Consider the following 19,843-nt stretch of genomic DNA (forward strand, 5'->3'; position numbering starts at 1 on the left):
ATGTTTTCTAGGGGAAAAACAAGAATGAAAGCTATCTGTCTGTTTTGCGGCTCCAACAAGGGCGTCAAGCCCGAATACGAAGCGGCCGCACGCGACTTTGGCCGCACGTTGGCCGAACAGGGCGTGACCCTGGTCTATGGCGCCGGCAAGGTCGGCCTGATGGGCGTGGCCGCGGACGCCGCGCTGGCGGCCGGCGGCAAGGTGATCGGCGTGATTCCGGAGTTCCTCAAGGCCAAGGAAGTGGCGCATACCGGTTTGACGGAAATTCATGTCACCGAAACCATGCACCAGCGCAAGGCGCTGATGGCTGAGTTGTCCGATGGTTTCATCGCGCTGCCGGGCGGTTTCGGCACCTTCGACGAACTGTTCGAAATCCTGACCTGGGGTCAGCTGTCCCTGCACGGCAAGCCGGTGGGCCTGCTCGACGCCGCCGGCTATTATCAGCCCTTGCACCGGCTGATGGAGCACGCGGTGGCCGAGGGCTTCGCCCGCCCGGGCAATATGGACCTGTTCCGCATCAACGAGGATTTGCCGGCGCTGCTGACGGAGATGCGCGCCTATCAGCCGAGGGAGGTGGTCAAGTGGCTGGACCTGGCCAAGGCCTGATCGCCTTGCGCCCGCTGGTCTCGGCTCGCAAGATCGTGGCCGGGCGCTGACGCGATGCGGGTGCGCGAAGCGGCGACGCTGGGCTGGCGCCGGCTGAAACGGATATTGACCTGGCCGCTGGCCTTGCTGGCGGCCTTGGTGATTCTGTTCGAGGAGTACGCCTGGGACGAGCTGTCCGCGGCGCTGGGGCGGCTGGCGGCATGGCCGCCGCTGGCGGCGTTGGAGCGGCGCATCGCCGCCTTGCCGCCGTGGGCGGCCCTGGCGATGTTCGCGCTGCCGGCCGCGCTGCTGCTGCCGGTCAAGCTGGCGGCGCTGTTCCTGATTGGGCGCGGCCACGCGCTGCTGGGGCTGCTGATCATCTTGCTGGCCAAGCTGGGCGGCACCGCGCTGGCGGCGCGGTTGTTCGCGCTGACCCGGCCGGCGCTGATGCGGGTGTCCTGGTTCGTGCGGCTGTATAATGGCTTCGTTTGCTGGCGCGAGCGCGTGTTCGAGCGCTTGCGCGCTTCGGCACCGTGGCGGCTGGCGCATGCGCTGGCTGGTTTTTTCCGGCGCGTCGCGTCGCGTCCGTCGTTCTGGTCGCGGCTAGGGCGGCGCTTGGCCGGGCGTTGGCGCAGGCGGTCGTGAAGGGTTTTGAACGGGATAGCGGATGATCATCATCATGAACCGGCAGGCGCCGGAAAGCGAAGTGGCCGCCGTGGTGGCCAAGATCCAAGGCGCGGGGCTCAGCGAGCATGTGTCGCGCGGCGCGGAGCGCACCATCATAGGCGCGGTGGGCGACGAACGCAGCCTGTCGCCGGAAATGTTCGAATCAATGTCGGGGGTGGAGCGGGCGATGCGGGTGGTGCGCGAGTACCGCATCGTGTCTCGCGAAACCCATCCGCAAAACAGCGTGGTGCAGGCGCGGGGCCTGGCCTTCGGCGGCGAAGCCTTGCAGGTGATCGCCGGGCCGTCGGCGGTGGAGTCGGCGCAGCAGATCGCGCAGGCCGCGGCGGCGGCGCGTAGCGCCGGCTGCCGGCTGCTGCACGGCGGGGTGTTCAAGCAGCACCCCAGTCCTTATGGTTTCCAGGGCCTGGGCGTCGAGGGCATCGAGCAATTGATCGCCGCCGGCCGCGCCGAGGGCTTGCCGGTGGTGTCGGAACTGGCCGACGTGCGCATGCTGGACGTGTTCCTGGAGCAGGGCGTGGATGTGATCCAGATTGGTTCGCGCAGCATGCAGAACGTTGAATTGCTGAAAGAAGTGGGGCGCTTGAACAAGCCGGTGATTCTCAAACGCGGCGTCGCCGCGACGCTGGGCGACTGGCTGATGGCGGCCGAGTACATCGCCGCCGGCGGCAACCACAATATCGTGTTCTGCGAGCGCGGCATTCGCAGCTTCGAACCGGCCTACCGCGCCACGCTGGACGTCAGCGCGATTCCCTTGCTCAAGCGCGAAACCCATTTGCCGGTGATCGTCGATCCCAGCCACGCCGCCGGCAAGGCCTGGCTGGTGCCGGCGCTGGCCAGGGCGGCCTTGGCCGCCGGCGCCGACGGCCTGCTGCTGGACATGCACCCGCAGCCGGAGGCCGCCTTGTGCGAGGCGGATCAGGCCTTGACGCCGGAAGGGCTGGCCACGCTGATGGCGGAGTTGCGGCCCTTGGCGGCGGCCTTGGGGCGCAGCCTGTAGTCTGTTCTTAAGAACCTGTTTACGATCTGCTGCGCGTCGGCGGGATAGTTGGATAAGGGCGTTGAAACCTGCTTCGAAATGCTCATGTGCCATGTGTACATTCCGCTTTCTCAGCCGCAACGCCTTGTCTCGCTCTAGCTCGCGCGATCGTAAGCACGTTCTAAGTGTCGACGCATGAAAAAAAGCCGCGATCATGCGGCTTTGTTGTTTCCGGATGTCAGCGAATCAAACCTTGTGGCGCTCGCACAGCGCGCGGAAGGCGCCCATGTATTGGTCCTGCACATAGGGTTTGAGCAGAGCCAGCACCTGCAGCACGCCGCGGTGGCCGGATTCCTCGGTGATCGGGGCCTTGGGGCGCGCGGTCTGCTCGAAGGCGAACCAGAACTTCACCACCAGCCAGATATTGATGCTGACCGGCTCAATGTCTTCCTCGTCCATTTCCAGCAGGCCCAGGCGGATGAATTCGCGGAAGTGTTCGGCCAGGATGTTTTTCAGCTCGGTGTTGACGAACTGGTGGTACTCCGACTGCATCTGCGGATTGCGCGCCAGCATGCCCGGCAGGTCGTAGAACATGAAGCGGAACTGCCACATCGCCAGGAAGGCGGTGTCCAGGTAGTTGACCAGGTCGTCCACCGTCATCTCGCGGTTTTCCGGCACCGCCAGGCGCTGATTGATGAACTCGCGGTACATCAGGAAGATCTGGTAGACGATCTCTTCCTTGTTGCGGAAGTGGTAGTACAGATTGCCCGGACTGATGCCCAGGTGCGCGGCGATGTGATTGGTGGTGATGCTGCGCTCGCCCTGTTCATTGAACAGCTTGAGGCTCTCCTGGATGATGCGGTCGTAGGTTTTGATTCTGTTTTTGCTCATGATGCGCTTGGGCTGTTCAATGACATTCGCGATGCGCCATTCTAACGCAAATTTGGAGTTCTTGCTCTAATTATTTGCGCCCGGACCGCCCGTCGTCTCAGGCGAGGGCGGCGGCGTCCTGCTCCGGAAAGCATTGCGCCAGAAAGTTGTGCAAGATGGTCTGTTCGATACGATGCCGGTCGCGGGCCGGAATTGCGATGCGCAAGATCAACTGATAGCGTTTTTCGTCCACCGGTTGCAGCGCGATGCGCGGCTCCACCGACGGAATGTCCACCAGGTTGCGCTTGGCCATGTCTTCCATGTGCTGGCGCGCCACTTCCAGGTGAGGCTGGCAGGACTCTTCCGCCGCCGCCATCAAGAGGCGCTCGGCGCGGATGGGCGGCACGGTGTAGGCCATGGGGACGTTGACGATGTGCATCACGTAGTCGCCCATGTAGTTTTCGCGTATTACCGGCGTGGACAGCAGCAGGCTGTTGGGGAAGGTCAGCGCCCGTCCGGTCATCTGGTGCGAGCTGTGGTTGGGGCCGATCTCCATCACCGTGGTGGACAGCAGGCCGATGTCCACCACCCGGCCGCGCACCGCGCCCACTTCGATGTGATCGCCCAGGCTGTAGCTGTTGGAGGTCTGGCGGACCAGGCCGCCGGACAGGCACATGATCAATTCCTTGGTGGCCAGGATCAGCGCGGCGGCGAAGGCCAGCATCGATACCGCGATGGTTTGCAGCTCGCTGGCCCAGATCAGGCCGATGCCGGCCAGACCGGAGACGAACAGGATGTTGCGGGTGTTCACCGACCAGCGCCGTTTCGACTCGATCGCTATGCTGTTGTTGGCCGCCAGCAGCCGGTCCACCACCAGGCGGATGATCAGCAGGGCGGCGATCAGGATCAGCGAGCGCGCTATCTCGTGCGAGTAGTTGTCGCGCAGATAGCTTATCAAGTCGAACAGGGTGGCCTTGGGCTCCATGGCGTGGGTCGGTTTCAGCTTCAGTCGTTGAGTTTGACCGCGTGTTCGCGGGTTTCGTGGAATACGATGTCCGGCCAGCGTTCCTGAGTCAGTTGCAGGTTGACGCGGTTGGGGGCCAGGTAGGCGAGGTTGCCGCCGGCGTCGGTGGCGATGTTGATCTGCAGCGCCTTGACGAACTCGTCCAGCTTCTTGCGATCGTCGCAGCTGAACCAGCGCGCCGACCAGATGCTGGCGGATTCGAACACCGCGTCCACGCCGTATTCGGCCGCCAGTCGCGAGGCCACCACTTCAAACTGCAGCACGCCCACCGCGCCCAGGATCAGGTCGCCGCCGCTGTGCGGCTTGAATACTTGCACCGCGCCTTCCTCGCCCAGCTGTTGCAAGCCTTTTTGCAGCTGCTTCAGCTTCAAAGGGTTTTTGATGCGCACGCCGCGGAACAGTTCCGGCGCGAAGAAGGGGATGCCGGTGAAGGTCAGTTCCTCGCCCTCGGAGAAGCTGTCGCCGATCTGGATGTTGCCGTGGTTGGGAATGCCGATGATATCGCCGGCGAAGGCCTCTTCCACGATCTCGCGGTCGTGAGACATGAAGGTCACCACGCTGGAGGCGGCGATGTCGCGGTTCAGGCGCAGGTGCTTCATCTTCATGCCGCGCTCGAACTGGCCGGAGCACACGCGCAGGAAGGCGATGCGGTCGCGGTGCTTGGGGTCCATATTGGCCTGGATCTTGAACACGAAGCCGGAGAACTTGCCTTCGGTGGGCGAGACTTCGCGCACGGTGGCGTCGCGCAGCTGCGGCGCCGGCGCCCAGTTGATCAGCGCGTCCAGAATTTCGCGCACGCCGAAGTTGTTGATGGCGGAGCCGAAGAACACCGGCGTCAGCTCGCCGGCCAGGAATTCGTCCAGATTCCACTCATTGGATGCGCCCTTGACCAGTTCGATCTCCATGCGCAGCTGTTCCATTTCCAGCGGGAACAGCTGGTCCAGGCGCGGGTTGTCTATGCCCTTGATCACTTCCACGTCGGTGATCAGCTTTTCCGCGCCCGGCTCGAACAGGATGACCTCGTCGTTCAGCAGGCTGTAAACGCCGCGGAAGGCCTTGCCCATGCCGATGGGCCAGGTGATCGGCGCGCAGCGGATCTTCAGCACGTTCTCCACCTCGTCCAGCAGCTCCAGGCTGTCGCGCACCTCGCGGTCGTACTTGTTCATGAAGGTGACGATGGGCGTGCTGCGCAGCCGGCAGACGTTCAGCAGCTTGATGGTCTGCTCCTCCACGCCCTTGGCGGCGTCGATCACCATCAAGGCGCTGTCCACCGCGGTCAGCACGCGGTAGGTGTCTTCGGAGAAGTCCTGGTGGCCCGGGGTGTCCAGCAGGTTGACGGTGTGGTCGCGGTATTCGAACTGCATCACCGAGGACGCCACCGAGATGCCGCGCTGCTTCTCGATCTCCATCCAGTCGGAGGTGGCGAACTTGCCGCCTTTCTTGCCCTTGACGGTGCCGGCCATCTGAATGGCGCCGGAGAACAGCAGCAGCTTTTCGGTCAGCGTGGTCTTACCGGCGTCAGGGTGGGAGATGATGGCGAAGGTGCGGCGGTGGGACACTTCTTCAGCGATGCGGGCGAGTTCGGCGGACATGGGGATGCTTGTATTGGAATTCGATAAAGCCGGCTATTTTACCGGACTTGCCTTAAGGTGGAAGTTTTATGTTAATATTGAGAATGATTATCATTAATAAAACAAAACCGTGATGCTTGGCTGCTACCTTTCCCCGTCTTGCTCTGATTCCATTTCTCCTGCCCAAAATCCGCCGCGTTTCCGCCCCAAGGCGCTGGTCCTGAGCCTGGCCTGCCTGGCCGCGCCCGGAGTCTGGGCCGCCGAGGCGCTGGCGCGCCTGGACACCGTCCACGTCACCGCCGACGGCCCGCAGGCGCGGGTAGGCAGCAATAAGCTGGATCGCGAGGAAATCGAGCGGCCGCAAGCCCGCTCGCTGGCCGAAGTGCTGGACGCGCTGCCCGGCGTCAACGCCGGTGGTTCGCCGCGGCCCGGCGGCCAGACCATCAATGTCTGGGGTTTTGACGCTGTTGAGCATGTTCCGGTTACGTTGGATGGCACTGCCCAGAATTTTGATAAATATCAGCAGGGTACATCCTTTGTGGATCCTGAGCTGTTGGGCTCGGTTGAGGTGCTGAAGGGCGGGCATTCGCCGTTCTACGGCAATGGCGCGTTTGGCGGTGTGGTCAAGGCAGAAACCAAGACGGTACGCGAGTTGTTGTTGCCGGGTAAATCGGTAGGCGGTTTCGCCAAGCTGTCTTACCAGGATAACGGTCATCGTTTTGGTCAGTCCGTGGCGGCGTATGCGGGCGGTGCGGGCAAGCCGCTGGATTTGTTGGCTTACATCACGCACAGCCGCGGGGGAGATGGCGAGCAGGCAAATGGCCGCCCATACCATTTCTCGGGAGGCTCTCAGCGCTCCGGGATGTTGAAGCTGACTTGGCGGCCGGCGACCGGGCATCAGTTCAAGCTGGGTTTTGTTCAGCAAAGTGAGCAGTTGAGAACCCCATGGGCAGCGCGCGGAGGCGATATTCCCGCGCCTACCGAATGGGAAATCCAGAAGTTGGGCCTAGAAGAAGCTTGGCTGAAGAAAACAGTGTGGCGTGAGCAGGATGTTGACTCCGTGAGCGCCGAGTGGAGCTATGCCAGTCCTGATTTATCGTGGCTGGATTGGCAATTGACTTATAGCCAGTCTCGGCGATTTCAACATGACCGTCGACCGGAGAGCGCCTGGAAGGTTGATTTTCGCAACTCTTACGGCCAGGAAAGTTGGGTGACGCAGCGTGACAAGACGCTGGAGTTTCGTAATGTCGCCAATATAGGCGAGGGCTGGACCAGCCAAACGATTACCACGGGCGTCAGCTGGTCTCAGAAAGATTGGGACCCTTTGACTTATTTGGCGCCTCAGGCTAAAAACGCCGATTACAACTATGGTTGGATCAATCCTTATGGTTCCTCCAAAGGCAAGGAGACCATGCGTTCCGCGTACTGGGTGCATGAGTGGCGACCATTGGCGGAGCTGAAAATTATGCCGTCGCTGCGCTATGACCATGTGCAGTTGCAGGGGCGTCCCAACCTGGCGCCGATTTATAGCGACGCGTCGGCTGGGCATGACTACCGGCCTGTCAGTTATGCCGGCTGGTCGCCGCGTCTGGCGCTGGCCTGGCAGTTCGCGCCAAGTTGGACGGTGGATGCGGCCTATGCCCATACCTGGCGCGCGCCTAATGTGGACGAGGTCTACCATGTTCAGACCAGGAGCTCCAACCTATCTGGCACCAGCCGTCAACTGAAACCCGAAACCCTTGATGCTTTACGTCTGGGCGTAAGTTTTGATGGAGTGGGAGTGCTTGCAAAGGGTGATCGGCTGTCTGCTTCTTTGGCTTGGTTCCAGCAAAACGTGCATGACAATATTTGGATGCGCCTAGGCAATAAGCGAACGGGCGACGCGCCAGGTGTTGAACCGCCGAAAGGCACCGGCTTTTACCGTAACCTGCCGGGTTATGTCATTCAGGGCTTTGAACTGGATAGCCATTATCAGTGGCGCGGCTGGTTCGGCAGCCTCTCCTTGTCGGCCATGACGGGCCAGCATGCGCATAGTTTGCGTGACCCCTGGGGCAAGTCCGAGCCTATGGTGCAAATCCCCCCGCGCAAGGCGGTGCTGACTTTCGGGCATACCTTCCGGAAACTTGGGCTTACCGTGGGCGGGCAGGGCAAGTTCGTTCGCGCTCAGGATAGGGTTCCGCAAGCGGTCAATCCAGAAGTGATGTATGGCTTTGCCCCGCAACATGGCTACGCCTTGGCCGGACTGTTTGCCAGCTGGCAGCCGACAGGCAAGCTTAAGGGGGTAGAGGTGCGGGCCGCGGTGGATAATCTGTTTAATCGGGAGTACACCCCCTATCTGACCGAAGGCGCGGAAGGCATGGGTCGGGCGATCCGCACCAGCGTGTCCTGGCGTTTCTGAGCTAACTCCGCTTGCGTTTGATTTGAGACCAGGAGGGGCCGCGGGCCCCTCCTTGCGTTACAATGGCGCTCCGAATCCCTAGCAAAGGAGCGTCTTCGTGTTTACCGGTATCGTCCAAGGGGTGGCGGAAGTGATCGCCATCACGGAGAAGCAGGACTTCCGCACCCATACGCTGCGCTTGCCCGCCGCATTGCTGCCCGGCCTGGAGCTGGGCGCCTCGGTGGCCCACAACGGCTGCTGCCTCACCGTCACCGCCGTCAACGGCGATCAAGTTTCCTTCGACCTGATGCGCGAAACCCTGCGCGTCACCAACCTCGGCCTGCTGCAAACGGGCGATCTGGTCAATATCGAGCGCGCCGCGCGCTTCGGCGACGAGATCGGCGGCCATGCGATGTCCGGCCATATTCTGTGCCTGGCCAAGGTGGCCCGGGTGATCGATCTGCCCAATAACCGCACCGTCTGGTTCGAATTGCCGGCGGAACACATCAAATACGTGTTCGCCAAGGGCTATATCGGTATTGACGGCATCAGCCTGACCATAGGCGAGGTGGCGGACAATCGCTTCTGCGTGCACCTGATTCCGGAAACCCTGGAGCGCACCATCATCAAGTCGCGCAAAGTGGGCGATCTGATCAATATCGAGGTGGACCCGCAGACCCAGGCCATCGTGGAGACGGTGGAGCGGGTGCTGGCCCAGCGCGGGACCGCGGCGTGAACCTGGCCGGCCGGCGCGTGCTGGCCTCCTGGAGCGGCGGCAAGGACTCCTGCCTGGCGCTGTGGCGCGCGGTGCAAGCCGGCTCCAGTCCGCAAGCCTTGCTGACGATGGCGGACGAGAGCGGCGAGCGTTCGCGCTCGCACGGTTTGCGCCCGGAAGTGCTGGCGCTGCAGGCCGCGGCGCTGGGCCTGCCCTTGCGGGTGGGGCGCGCGAGCTGGGCCGGCTACGAGGCCGAGTTCATCGCCCGGCTGGGCGAGGCCCGCGCCGACGGTTGCGAGGCGGCGGTGTTCGGCGACATCGATCTGGACGCCCACCGCGAGTGGGAAGAGAAGGTCTGCGCCGCGGCCGGCCTGCAGGCATGGCTGCCGTTGTGGCAGCAGCCGCGCGCCGCCTTGGTGCGGGAATTCATCGACGCGGGCTTCAGCGCCCGCATCGTGGTGGTGAACACCCGGCTGGCGAGCGAGCAGTGGTTGGGCCGCGAACTGAGCCACGAACTGGTGGACCGGATGCTGGCGGAAGGCCTGGACCCTTGCGCCGAGGCCGGCGAGTTTCACACCCTGGCGACGGACGGCCCCTTGTTCGCGCGGCCCCTGCGTCTGCGCGACGGCGAGATCCACCGCCATGGAGAGTATGTCAGCCTGGACCTGTCGCCAGGCTGAGAACCTGTTCAAAGTCCGCTGCGCTTCGTGAGGCGCGGCGATACGGCTTTGGAATGCTGATGCGCCCGCTTCTTCAGCTTGTCTCGCTCCGGCCCGCGGGACTTTGAACAGGTTCCGATAATGAATTCAGGCGGGCGGGGCCCGCGCTAAAAAACAAGTGCTTACAAAGGAAGATGGTATGACTATTTCCCCGATTCAGGACATCGTCGCCGACATCAAGGCGGGCAAGATGGTGGTGTTGGTGGACGCCGAGGACCGCGAGAACGAAGGCGATCTGGTGATGGCGGCGGAGTTCGTCACCCCGGAGGCGATCAACTTCATGGCCAAGCACGGCCGCGGCCTGATCTGTCTGACCTTGACCGAGGAGCGCTGCCAGCAGCTGAACCTGCCGCTGATGGTCAGCAACAACGGCACGCCGTACAGCACCAATTTCACCGTGTCCATCGAAGCCGCCGAAGGCGTGACCACCGGCATTTCCGCCGCTGACCGCGCCCGCACCGTGCAAGCCGCGGTGGCGCGTCTGGCCAAGCCGGCGGACCTGGTGCAGCCGGGGCACATCTTCCCGCTGAAGGCGCAAAAGGGCGGCGTGCTGATCCGCGCCGGCCACACCGAAGCCGGCTGCGATCTGGCGATGCTGGCCGGCCTGGAGCCGGCCGGCGTGATCTGCGAAATCATGAACGACGACGGCACCATGGCGCGTTTGCCGGAGCTGGTGGAGTTCGCGCGCGAGCACGGCTTGAAGGTGGGCACCATCGCCGACCTGATCCAGTACCGCAGCCGCACCGAATCGCTGGTGGAAAAAGTGGGACAGCGGCCGGTGGACACCCCGTTCGGCGCTTTCGAACTGCACGTGTTCCGCGACATCACCACCCGCGCCACCCATCTGGCCCTGGTCAAGGGCGAGATCCAGCCGGAGCGCGAAACCCTGGTGCGCGTGCACGAGCCCTTGTCGGTGATCGACGTGCTGGCGCCCCTGTGCAGCCAGCACTCCTGGACCGTGCCCAATGCGCTGGAAATGATAGAAGAAGCCGGCCACGGCGTGGTGGTGCTGCTGTACCGCGACGAAACCGGCGAGGACTTGGCGCAGCGCGCGCTGGGTCTGGAGCAGCAGAAGCAGCGTTGGGACAGCAAGACCTTCGGCATCGGCGCGCAAATGCTCAAGGCGTTGGGCGTGGGCAAGATGAAGCTGATGGCCGCCCCGGTCAGCCTGCCGTCCATGACCGGCTTCGATCTGGAAGTGACCGGCTTTTGCCAGCCGCACGCCTTCCACGTGGACGAGGAATGAGCGGCGGCGCAATGGCTAAGGCCCGGGGATTGAGGTAGAATCTCCGGTTTTCCGTAGTGATTCCGCCGCGAGGAACAAGATGCTTCAAGCTATCCAGCGTATAGAACCCGATCTGACGGGCAAGGGCCTGAAAATCGGCGTTGTGATGTCGCGTTTCAACACCCCGGTTTGCGAAGGCTTGCGCGACGCCTGCTTGGGCGAGCTGGCCCGGCTGGGCGTGGCCGCAGAGGACGTGACCCTGGCCACGGTGCCGGGCGCGCTGGAAGTGCCGCTGATGTTGCAGACCATGGCCAAGAGCGGCCGCTTCGACGCGCTGGTGGCGCTGGGAGCGGTGATCCGCGGCGAAACCTACCATTTCGAACTGGTGTCGAACGAATCCGGCGAAGGCGTGACCCGCGTTGGCCTGGACTTCGACATCCCGATCGCCAACGCGATTCTGACCACCGAAACCGACGAGCAGGCCGAAGTGCGCATGGAAGTCAAAGGCCGCGAGGCCGCTGCCGTGGCGGTGGAGATGGTGAATCTGCGCAAGCGCATCCTGCGCGGCTGATCGGCTCCCGCCAAGATACCGGAGCCGGGCTTGCCCGGTTCCCCGCTCTTTACAAGGAACACCTCTATGAAAACCGCTCGCCGCCGCGCCCGCGAATTTGCCATCCAGGGCATTTACGAATGGGAATTGAACCCGGACCGTCCGGCCTCCCTGATCGAAAAGCACCTGCGCGAGAATGAATACTTCGCCAAGGCCGACGAAGCCTTGTTCCGCGAGATCCTGTACGGCGTGCTGAAAGACGTGGGCGCGCTGTCCAATCAGATCGGCCGCTACTACGAGCGCGCCGAAGACGAAGTCAGCCCGGTGGAACGCGCCGTGTTGTTGATGGCCGCGCTGGAACTGACCCAGCACCCGGAAACCCCGTATCCGGTGATCATCAACGAAGCCATCGAAATCACCAAGACCTTCGGCGGCACCGACGGCCATAAATTCGTCAACGGCGTGCTGGACAAGCTGGCCGCCGAAGTGCGCGCCGACGAAGTGGCGTCGCAAAAGGCGCGTCGCCAGAACTGAGGCTTTGTCGCCGGCGCCGTCAGATTCAGAACACACCCGCGGCCGCGGGTGTTTTTGCATCGGCCGAACAGAAAGATCGTGATGAACGAATTTGAATTGATCCGCCGCTATTTCACGCGTCCGGCTGGCGGCGCGGTCCTGGGCGTCGGCGACGACGCCGCCATCCTGCGGCCGACGCCGGGCTGCGATCTGCATGTCTCGGTGGACATGCTGGTGGAAGGGCGGCACTTTTTCGCCGACGTCGTGCCGGAGGCGCTGGGCCACAAGGCGCTGGCGGTGAATCTGTCCGATATGGCGGCGATGGGCGCCGCGCCGCGCTGGGTGGTGCTGTCGCTGGCCTTGCCGGCGATGGACGAGGTCTGGGCCGCCGGGTTTTCCCGAGGCTTTTTCGCCTTGGCGGAACGGCACGGGGTCGATGTGATCGGCGGCGACACCACGCGCGGTCCGTTGACGCTGTCCGTGACCGTGGGCGGAGAGACGCCGCGCGGCCAGGCGCTGCGTCGCGCCGCCGCTCGCGCGGGCGACGACGTCTGGGTCAGCGGCGAGCTGGGCCTGGGGGCGATGGCGGTGCGCAGCCGGCTGGGCCGGATCGCGCCGCTGCCGGACGGCTTGCGCGAGGCGGCCTGGAGCAAGCTGGAATACCCCGAGCCGCGCATCGCGCTGGGACGGGCCTTGCTGCCACTGGCGCACGCCGCCGCCGACGTGTCCGACGGCCTGCTGTCGGATCTCGGCCATATCGCCGCCGCCTCGCAAGTGGCGGCGGAAGTGTGGGCCGAGGCCTTGCCGTCGCACCCGCTGGCGGAGGCCGCGCGCGGGCAATGGCTGGATTGCCTGGCCGCGGGCGGCGACGATTACGAACTGGTATTCACCGCGCCGGCCGCGCGCCGGGTCCAGATAGAGGCCTGCGCCGCGGCGGCGGGTTGCCGGCTGAGCCGCATCGGCCGCATCGCGGCCGGCCAGGGCGTCAGCCTGCTGGACGGCGACGGCAACATCATTCAACTGGAAAGCACCGGCTATGACCATTTCAAATGAGACGGAAACCCTGAAGTTGCAACCGGACTGGCGTTTCGTGCTGAGCCATCCCGCCCATTTCCTGGCTTTCGGCTTCGGCAGCGGCTTGGCGCGCAAGGCGCCGGGGACCTGGGGCACGGTGGCCGCCTATCCCTTGTTCTTCATCCTGAACGCGCTGGGCGTGCACGGGCTGGCGTTGGCGGCGCTGTGCCTGCCGCTGTTCGTCGCCGGCATCTGGATTTGCGGCTACAGCGGCCGGGCGCTGGGCGTGCACGACTACGGCGGCATCGTCTGGGACGAGATCGTCGCCATGCTGTTGGTGCTGGCCTTCGCGCCGGCCACGCCCTTGGCCTGGCTGCTGGCTTTTGCGCTGTTCCGCTTTTTCGACATTCTCAAACCTTGGCCGATACGTTGGCTGGACCGTCATGTGGGCGGCGGTTTCGGCGTGATGGTGGACGACCTGCTGGCGGCTCTGTTCGCGCTGGCGGTGCAGTGGGGAATCTGGCGCTTGCTGTAAGAACCTGTTTACGATCTGTTGCGCGTCGGCGGTTGGTCCTGGCGCGGGCGCTGAGAGCGTGACGACGCGGCGGCTGGCCGGCTCCGGTTCAAACGCGCACCATGTCGATTTTTAAATGCCCATGTGCTGGCGGCCGCGGCGGTCAGGCATGGGCAAGCGATGATTTGGCCTGCGGAGATGGGACATGCGTTGGGATGGAAACCGGGAAAGCGATAATGTGGAAGACCGCCGCGGCGAGCGCGGCAGAGGCGGCGGGGCGGTAGGCGTCGGCGCCGTGCTGATCGGCCTGGTGGCCTGGCTGGTTTTCGACGTCAACCCGATGACGGTGATCAATCTGATCAGCGAGATGGAGCCGGCGGCCGAGCAGCAGGCGCCGGCCAGGGCCAGCGCGCCGGACGATCGCGACGCCAAGTTCATCCGCGTGATGCTGGCGGACACCGAAGACGTGTGGCGGCCTTTGTTCGAAGCCCGGGGCGAGCGTTACCGTCCGCCCAAGCTGGTGATGTTCAGCGGCGCGACGCCTACGGCCTGCGGCCGCGGCGACGCGGCCATCGGTCCGTTCTACTGTCCCGGCGACGAGAAAATCTACATCAACCTGTCGTTTTTCCGGACCCTGGGCCGCGAGCTGGGCGCGCCGGGCGAGTTCGCCCAGGCTTACGTGATCGCGCATGAAGTCGGACATCATGTCCAGCATCAGCTCGGCATCTCCGCCAAGGTGGACGAGGAAATGGCGCGCGGCGACGAGCGGCGAGCCAATGCCTTGTCGGTGCGTCAGGAGTTGCAGGCGGACTGTCTGGCCGGAGTATGGGGGCGTCACGCCGACCAGGCGCGGCGGATTCTGGAACCGGGCGATCTGGAGGCGGCGCTGAACGCCGCGGCCAGGATAGGCGACGACGCCCTGCAGCGTTCGGCCGGCCGCGAAGTGATGCCGGACTCTTTCACCCACGGCAGCGGCGAGCAACGCGTGCGCTGGTTCCGCCGCGGCTTCGACAGCGGAGACATGGCGCAGTGCGACACCTTCCGCGCGCGGCGTTTGTGAAAATTGTTCAATCGAGGAATGAGAAAGGGGCCGTTAGGCCCCTTTTTTCATTGTCGCGGCGATCTCAGCGCACCACCACGGTGCAGGTGGTGCCGGCCACCAGCAAGGGCTCGGACGGCAGTTCGTCCAGCTCGATGCGCACCGGTACCCGCTGCGCCAGCCGCACCCAGTTGAAAGTGGGGTTGACGTCGGCCAGCAACTCGCGGCCGGTGCCGGCGTCGCGGTCGGTGATGCCGCGGGCGATGCTGGCGACGTGGCCGCGCAGCGTCGGGCCGCCGCTGAGCAGGGTGATCTCCACCTTGGAGCCGGGCTTGAGCAGCGGCAGCTTGGTTTCCTCGAAATAGCCTTCCACGCGGTAGGAGTTGCGGTCTATCAGCGCCAGCTTGGGCGCGCCGACGGCGGCGAAGTCGCCGACATGGACGTTGAGGTTGGTCACGTAGCCGTCCGCCGGGGCGCGCACCACGGTGCGTTCCAGATTGAGCCGGGCCAGGTCGCGCGCCGCCAGTGCCGCTTGGTATTGGGAGCCGGCTGCGGCGGCGGCGAAGGTCGCGGTTTCGCGGTTCTCGGCGGAAACCACCGCGCTGTCCAGGCCGTCGCGGCGCGCCGCCTCCTTGCCGCGGCGGTTTTTCTCGGTGCGCTGGCCGTCCAGCGCGGCTTCGGCCTGGGCCAGCGCCGCCGCGTAGCGGCTGCGGTCGACGGTGAACAGCACGTCGCCCTTGCGCACCGGCTGGTTGTCCTTGACGGCCACCTGGGTCACCAGGCCGGCCACGTCGGAGGAGAGGGTGATCACATCGGCGCGCACGCGGCCGTCACGGGTCCACGGCGAATGCATGTAGTGGTCCCACAGCGCCTTGCCCAGCCAGACGGCGAGCGCCAGCAGCAGCAAGGTGATCAGATAGCGGATGAGGGTGTTGATTCGCATATTGATTATCCGAAATGGTGTTTCAGGGTTGGTCCAAGGCCTCGCGGCGGAGCGAGACGGACCGGCAAGGCTTCGCGGCGCGCGGCGGACATGGAGCGGACTCTCGCAGCGGCCGGAGGCGCGTTCAGTAGAGCAGCAGCGCCAGGCCGCTGAACACGCAGATCAGCAGGCTGAGGCGGAACAGGGCCGGATGCCATACCCGGCGATAGACGCCGGCCCGGCCCAGCAGCCAGTCCAGCCCGGCCTGGCACAGCAGGCTGAACAGGAACAAGGGCAGCAGGGTGGGGATCAGGATGCCGAACACGGCGATTTCACGAGTCATGGTCAGTTCCTTGCGCGGCGGCTTCGGCCACGTCCAGCAATGAGGTGTGGATCAGGTGCAGATCGGCTAGCGCGCGCTGAATCCGCGCGGCGCGTTCGGGTTCGGCCAGCGCCAGATGGACGCGCAGCGTCGGGCCGGTCGCGCGCATGGTGGCGATGGCTTGCTGCAGCCGTTCCGGCGACGGCGCGGCGAAATAGCGCGCCAGCTGCGTCACCGCGTGTTCCAGGTCGGCGCGTAGCTGCGCCGACGGCGATTCCGCGGTCAGCGCGCGCAGATTGATCACCGCCAGGCCCAGCTCCAGCAGGGTGATGGCCTGGCTGGTGATCGCCTGCTTCAGCTCGGCCTGGGCCGGGCTCAGCGTGTTCAGTTGATTGAGCAGGTCGCGGATGCGGTTTTCGTAACGCTGCTTCAGGTGCGGCAGCTTGGCGTCGCAGGCGCGGCGCGCTTCGCGCCACAGCGCGGCGGCAATGTGGCGCGGCGAACCCATGGTGTGCTCGGGCAGCACCAGCTGGAAGAAGGCCGCCGACAACGCCAGCCCCAGGATGCGGGCGATGCTGCCGTTGAGGAAGGAGACCACATCGTAGTTCATATGGTTTTGCGGGCTGATGGCGTGCGCCAGCACGATGGTCATGCCGGCGCCGACGCCGGCGTATTTGGGCAGGCATTTCAGATAGCAGCCCAGCGCCAGAAAGGGCAGCATGCCGGCCGCCAGCAGCGGGAAACCGTCGGTCTGGCTCAAGACCCAGAACATGCAGGCGTAGGCCAGCGGCGTGCCCAGCGCGAAGCCGGTGAGGAATTGCTTGACCATCAGCACCGGTCGCGGCGAGGACGCGGCCAGGCAGCACAGCACGGTGGCCAGCAACACCGCTTCCAGCGCGCTGGGCCAGGCCAGCCAGTACCAGGCGACGGACAGCGCGCCCAAGGTCAGCGCCGCGCGCAGGCCGCCGGCGACGGCCACCGGCAGCGGCGTGCCGGGGGTGTAGGCGGCCAGCGCGCTGATCTGCTGCGGCGTTTTGCTGGCGAAGCCGTGGTAGACGCTGGCGAAGGCGTGCATTTCCTCGATGAAGCGGGTCAGCAGCTCGGTGGCGGTGTCGAAGTCTATGCGCCAGCGTTCCGCTTCTTCCCCTTGCCGCAATTGTTCGCGCGCGGCGGCGACGCGGCGCGGCCAGCCGGCGCGCAGCCGGCCCAGCTGCGCCACCGTGCCCTTGGCCTCGGCGGCGGTGCGCGCCGGTCCGTCGGCTTCGCTGAGCATGGCGGCCACTTCGGCGAACAGCGGCAGCAGCAGGCCGGGCAGCGGCGAATCGGCGTCGCGGCGCAGCCGCTCCATTTGTCGATGCAGGGTGTGGAAGGTGGTCAGCGCGGCCATGAAGGTGGCGTTGAAGGCGTGCAACTGATTGCTGCGCGAACGCACGTGGCCGGCTTCGAAGAAGGCGGTGGCGCGGCCGGCCTCCAGCGCCGCGATGTCGGCGGCGAATTTGAGCTGGGCCTGCTCCAGATCGCGGGCGTGCAGCTTTTGCGCCAGCGCGTCCTGGCACAGCAGGGTGAAGCGCAGATAGCGGCCGCGCACGGTGCTGATCACCTGATCGGCCTGGTAGCGCGGAAACACGATGTCGTAGACCACCGCGCTGCAGATCAGGCCCAGCGAGATTTCCGACACCCGGGTCACCGCCAGATCGAACACCGCCAGCGGCTGGCCTATGGCCGGCAAGGCGATGATGCAGGCGGTGTAGCCGGCCAGCACGCAGCCGTAAGAGCGCGAGTTGCGGTACAGGGTGGCGTAGCCGGCGCACAGCCCCACCCACAGCGACAGCGCCGCCAGCAGCAGCACCGGCTGCGAGGCCAGCATGCCGACCAGAACCAGCGCCGCCGCGCTGCCGGCCAGCGTGCCCAATAGCCGGTAAAAGCCTTTCTCCAGCACCAGGCCGCTTTGCGGCGAGCTGACGATGAGCACGGTGATCAGCGCGGTGCCCGGCGAATCGAAGCCCAGGCGGAAGGCCAGCCACAGCGCGGCGAAAGCGGCCAGCAGCGTCTTGAGGATGAAGATCCAGCGTTCGCCATCCAGCCGCAGCCAGTCGTGGAAGCCGCCGCGCAGCGCCTGGCTCAGCAGCGGGCGCCAGCCGGCCAGCCTAGCCGCGGCCATCGCCGGGCTCCGCCTGGTTCAGATTGCCGAGCTGGCGCAGGTAGAACTGTTCCTGCTGGCGCATTTCCTCGTCGCTGAAGCCGGCGAAGGTATTGCCCAGATTGCCCCAGACATCGGGCAACAGCGCGCGGATGCGCTCGCGGCCGGTCTCGCTGAGGGTGACGGCGACCGCGCGGCGGTCGTCGCTGAGGCTGCCGCGGCGGATCAGGCCCTGTTTTTCCAGATCGTTGCAGATGCGGGTCATATTGGCCGGCTTTTGCGAGCAGGTTTCCGCCAGCGATCCGGGCGTCATCGTCTCTTGTTCGGAGCCGTAGAGCACGGCCAGCACCAGATAGCTGCTTTCGGTCAGTCCGTGCTTGCGCAGCGCGGCGTTGGTCAGGTCCTGGATGCGTTTTTGCACGTGGTAGTTCAAGCGCGTCAGCGTCAGCAGCGACAGCGGAAATTCCGGAATCCTGGTCTTGACGCGGAGCAGGCGTTTGCGGGTTTCTTCGAAGTGGCTCATTGGGCTTCTCCGCCGGCGATGGGGGTTGGGGATTCGATGCCGCCGCCCAGCGCGGCCATCAGCGCGGCGTAGCTGTCCAGGCGCTGGGCTTGGGCCTGCGCGCGTTTCTGCCGGGCGGACAGTTCGCTCAGCCGCAGCTGTCGCACCGCGCTCTGGTCGTTGAGTCCGGCGCGGTATGCCTGCTCCGCCAGGGCCAGTTCGCGGCCGGCGGCGTCCAGCGCCTGCTCGGCCTGCCGGCTCTGCTGTTCGGCGGAGCGGGCGCGGACGATGGCGCTGGCGGTTTCGCTCAAGGCGTTGATCAAGGCGGCGTTGTAGCTTTCCACCGCCTGGTCGTAGGCGGCGGTCTGGGCGCGCAGCTGGCCGCGCAGGCGCCCGCCCTCGAATATCGGCAGGCTGATCGCCGGCGCGAAGCCGCGAAGGGCGGCGGCCGGAGACAGCAGGTCGGCAAAGCCTATCGCCTGATAGCCGGCGAAGGCGCTGAGATTGATGTTGGGGTAAAAGGCGGCGCGCGCGACCTGGATGCGCGCGGCCTCGGCTTCCACCCGCCAGCGCTGCGCGCTCAGGTCCGGCCGGCGGCCCAGCAATTGCGCCGGCACCGCGGCGAGCGGGTCCAAGGCCTGGTCCAGCCGCAGCGCGGGGCGCCGCGGGCGGTTTTCGGCGTCGGGCGCTTGGCCGCAGAGCGCGGCCAGCTGATTGCCCAGGGTGGCGATGCGTTCGTCTATCTGCTGCAGCTGGACGCGGCCGGGCGGCAGCCGGCCGCGCTGCTGCTCCACTTCCGGCTGGGCGGCCAGACCGGCGGCCTTGCGCCGCAGGCTGAGATCCAGCAGCGCCTGCTGTTGTTGCAGCGCCGCCGCCGCCAGGTCCCGTTGCTGGTATTGCTCGGCCAGTTGCAGATAGGCGCGGATGACGGCGGTTTCCAGATTCAGCGCGCTCAGCCGCGCGTCGGCCGCGGCCATCTGGGCATCGCTGAGCGACGCGGACAAGGCTTGGCGTTCCCGTCCCCACGCGTCCAGGTCGTAGCTGAGGTTGACGGCGGCGCGGGTCTGCCAGTCGTAGTTGCCGTGGCCCGCCGGCGCCACCAGATTTTTTTCCGCGTGCAGCTGCCGGGTGCTTTGCCATTGCGCGTTGACTTGCGGCTGGGTGGCCGCGGCGCTGACCTCGCTCAGCGCCTGGGCTTGGCGCAGCCGCGCCTCGGCGCCGCGCAAGCCGGGGTTGTCCTGCAGCGCCTGACGGATCAGCCGCTCGAGCTGAGGGTCTTTCCATTGCCGCCACCAGGCCGCGGCGGGCATGCCGGACCACGGCGCGTTCACGGCGGGCGGCGTTTTGAGCTGGGACTGCGGTTTGACGGCGTCCATCTGGGCGCAGGCGCTGAGCAGGAGCGCGCCGGCAAGGGCGAGGGTGGCGGGAGACGGCTTCATCTGGATATCCTGTTTTACATCTGTGTACATTTTATTTGTTGATATTACATTTGTAAAACAAATTTCGAGGCGAGGCGCCTGAAGGACGGGAGCCCGGCCTCCGGCCGCTGCGTTTGCGGCTGACCCAGGTCAAGCGCAT

20 protein-coding genes are annotated in these 19,843 nt (G+C 65.4%); 12 read left to right on the forward strand and 8 right to left on the reverse strand.

The window, feature by feature from the left end; genetic code table 11:
- Positions 1-24 precede the first annotated feature (24 nt).
- Genes VK98_RS13235 through aroF form a run of 3 tightly spaced genes read left to right on the forward strand, consistent with a single transcriptional unit; the run spans position 25 to position 2,269 of the window.
- Positions 25-606, forward strand: coding sequence for a TIGR00730 family Rossman fold protein (locus VK98_RS13235; RefSeq protein WP_048414487.1), 582 nt, complete (start codon positions 25-27; stop codon positions 604-606).
- Between the two features lie 54 nt (positions 607-660).
- Positions 661-1,230: a hypothetical protein gene (locus VK98_RS13240; RefSeq protein WP_048414488.1), complete on the forward strand. Its 570-nt coding sequence runs from the start codon at positions 661-663 to the stop codon at positions 1,228-1,230.
- Between the two features lie 22 nt (positions 1,231-1,252).
- On the forward strand, positions 1,253-2,269 hold the full coding sequence (gene aroF / locus VK98_RS13245) for a 3-deoxy-7-phosphoheptulonate synthase (protein ID WP_048414489.1): 1,017 nt from the start codon (positions 1,253-1,255) through the stop codon (positions 2,267-2,269).
- Between the two features lie 225 nt (positions 2,270-2,494).
- Here aroF and VK98_RS13250 read toward each other — a convergent pair whose 3' ends face one another.
- From VK98_RS13250 to VK98_RS13260, 3 genes are all read right to left on the reverse strand, one after another.
- Positions 2,495-3,139, reverse strand: a complete 645-nt coding sequence (locus VK98_RS13250; RefSeq protein WP_019102235.1) for a TetR/AcrR family transcriptional regulator — start codon at positions 3,137-3,139, stop codon at positions 2,495-2,497.
- 97 nt (positions 3,140-3,236) lie between these two features.
- The gene (locus VK98_RS13255) at positions 3,237-4,103 is read right to left on the reverse strand and encodes a mechanosensitive ion channel domain-containing protein (RefSeq protein WP_053077380.1); all 867 of its coding nucleotides are present in this window, start codon (positions 4,101-4,103) and stop codon (positions 3,237-3,239) included.
- A gap of 20 nt (positions 4,104-4,123) precedes the next feature.
- Positions 4,124-5,734 carry a peptide chain release factor 3 gene (locus tag VK98_RS13260; protein WP_048414490.1) on the reverse strand — a complete coding sequence of 537 codons (1,611 nt, stop codon included), beginning with the start codon at positions 5,732-5,734 and terminating at the stop codon, positions 4,124-4,126.
- Positions 5,735-5,846: 112 nt separating this feature from the next.
- On the opposite strand from VK98_RS13260, the gene VK98_RS13265 reads away from it, so the two are divergent.
- From VK98_RS13265 to VK98_RS13305, 9 genes are all read left to right on the forward strand, one after another.
- On the forward strand, positions 5,847-8,111 hold the full coding sequence (locus VK98_RS13265) for a TonB-dependent hemoglobin/transferrin/lactoferrin family receptor (RefSeq protein ID WP_053077381.1): 2,265 nt from the start codon (positions 5,847-5,849) through the stop codon (positions 8,109-8,111).
- 97 nt (positions 8,112-8,208) lie between these two features.
- Positions 8,209-8,826 (forward strand): riboflavin synthase, encoded by a 618-nt coding sequence (locus tag VK98_RS13270; protein WP_048414491.1) that lies wholly within the window; start codon positions 8,209-8,211, stop codon positions 8,824-8,826.
- Complete coding sequence (locus VK98_RS13275) at positions 8,823-9,485, forward strand: diphthine--ammonia ligase (protein WP_231589279.1); 663 nt, start codon at positions 8,823-8,825, stop codon at positions 9,483-9,485. The genes VK98_RS13270 and VK98_RS13275 overlap by 4 nt, the downstream gene beginning before the upstream one ends.
- Before the next feature lie 178 nt (positions 9,486-9,663).
- Positions 9,664-10,770, forward strand: a complete 1,107-nt coding sequence (gene ribBA, locus VK98_RS13280) for a bifunctional 3,4-dihydroxy-2-butanone-4-phosphate synthase/GTP cyclohydrolase II (protein ID WP_048414492.1) — start codon at positions 9,664-9,666, stop codon at positions 10,768-10,770.
- A 79-nt stretch (positions 10,771-10,849) separates the two neighbouring features.
- Complete coding sequence (ribH, locus tag VK98_RS13285) at positions 10,850-11,320, forward strand: 6,7-dimethyl-8-ribityllumazine synthase (RefSeq protein WP_048414493.1); 471 nt, start codon at positions 10,850-10,852, stop codon at positions 11,318-11,320.
- A gap of 66 nt (positions 11,321-11,386) precedes the next feature.
- Positions 11,387-11,833, forward strand: a complete 447-nt coding sequence (nusB, locus tag VK98_RS13290; RefSeq protein ID WP_048414494.1) for a transcription antitermination factor NusB — start codon at positions 11,387-11,389, stop codon at positions 11,831-11,833.
- Between the two features lie 81 nt (positions 11,834-11,914).
- Positions 11,915-12,865, forward strand: a complete 951-nt coding sequence (thiL, locus tag VK98_RS13295; RefSeq protein ID WP_048414495.1) for a thiamine-phosphate kinase — start codon at positions 11,915-11,917, stop codon at positions 12,863-12,865.
- Positions 12,849-13,361: a phosphatidylglycerophosphatase A gene (locus VK98_RS13300; protein ID WP_048414496.1), complete on the forward strand. Its 513-nt coding sequence runs from the start codon at positions 12,849-12,851 to the stop codon at positions 13,359-13,361. The genes thiL and VK98_RS13300 overlap by 17 nt, the downstream gene beginning before the upstream one ends.
- 184 nt (positions 13,362-13,545) lie before the next feature.
- Positions 13,546-14,400 (forward strand): neutral zinc metallopeptidase, encoded by an 855-nt coding sequence (locus VK98_RS13305; RefSeq protein WP_048414497.1) that lies wholly within the window; start codon positions 13,546-13,548, stop codon positions 14,398-14,400.
- Between the two features lie 64 nt (positions 14,401-14,464).
- On the opposite strand, the gene VK98_RS13310 is transcribed toward VK98_RS13305, so the two are convergent.
- From VK98_RS13310 to VK98_RS13330, 5 genes are all read right to left on the reverse strand, one after another.
- Complete coding sequence (locus tag VK98_RS13310; protein WP_048414498.1) at positions 14,465-15,322, reverse strand: efflux RND transporter periplasmic adaptor subunit; 858 nt, start codon at positions 15,320-15,322, stop codon at positions 14,465-14,467.
- Positions 15,323-15,446: 124 nt separating this feature from the next.
- A complete protein-coding gene (locus tag VK98_RS13315) occupies positions 15,447-15,644 on the reverse strand; it encodes a DUF1656 domain-containing protein (RefSeq protein ID WP_019100681.1) in 198 nt (65 codons plus the stop codon).
- Entirely contained in the window at positions 15,634-17,784 is a 2,151-nt protein-coding gene (locus tag VK98_RS13320; RefSeq protein ID WP_082158995.1) for an FUSC family protein, read from the reverse strand. Before VK98_RS13320 ends, VK98_RS13315 begins: the two co-directional genes overlap by 11 nt.
- Positions 17,771-18,286: a MarR family winged helix-turn-helix transcriptional regulator gene (locus VK98_RS13325; RefSeq protein WP_048414499.1), complete on the reverse strand. Its 516-nt coding sequence runs from the start codon at positions 18,284-18,286 to the stop codon at positions 17,771-17,773. The genes VK98_RS13320 and VK98_RS13325 overlap by 14 nt, the downstream gene beginning before the upstream one ends.
- The gene (locus VK98_RS13330) at positions 18,283-19,704 is read right to left on the reverse strand and encodes an efflux transporter outer membrane subunit (protein ID WP_048414500.1); all 1,422 of its coding nucleotides are present in this window, start codon (positions 19,702-19,704) and stop codon (positions 18,283-18,285) included. Before VK98_RS13330 ends, VK98_RS13325 begins: the two co-directional genes overlap by 4 nt.
- Positions 19,705-19,843 lie beyond the last annotated feature (139 nt).

It is taken from the genome of Chromobacterium sp. LK11 (assembly GCF_001043705.1).
GTDB classification, from domain to species: domain Bacteria; phylum Pseudomonadota; class Gammaproteobacteria; order Burkholderiales; family Chromobacteriaceae; genus Chromobacterium; species Chromobacterium alkanivorans.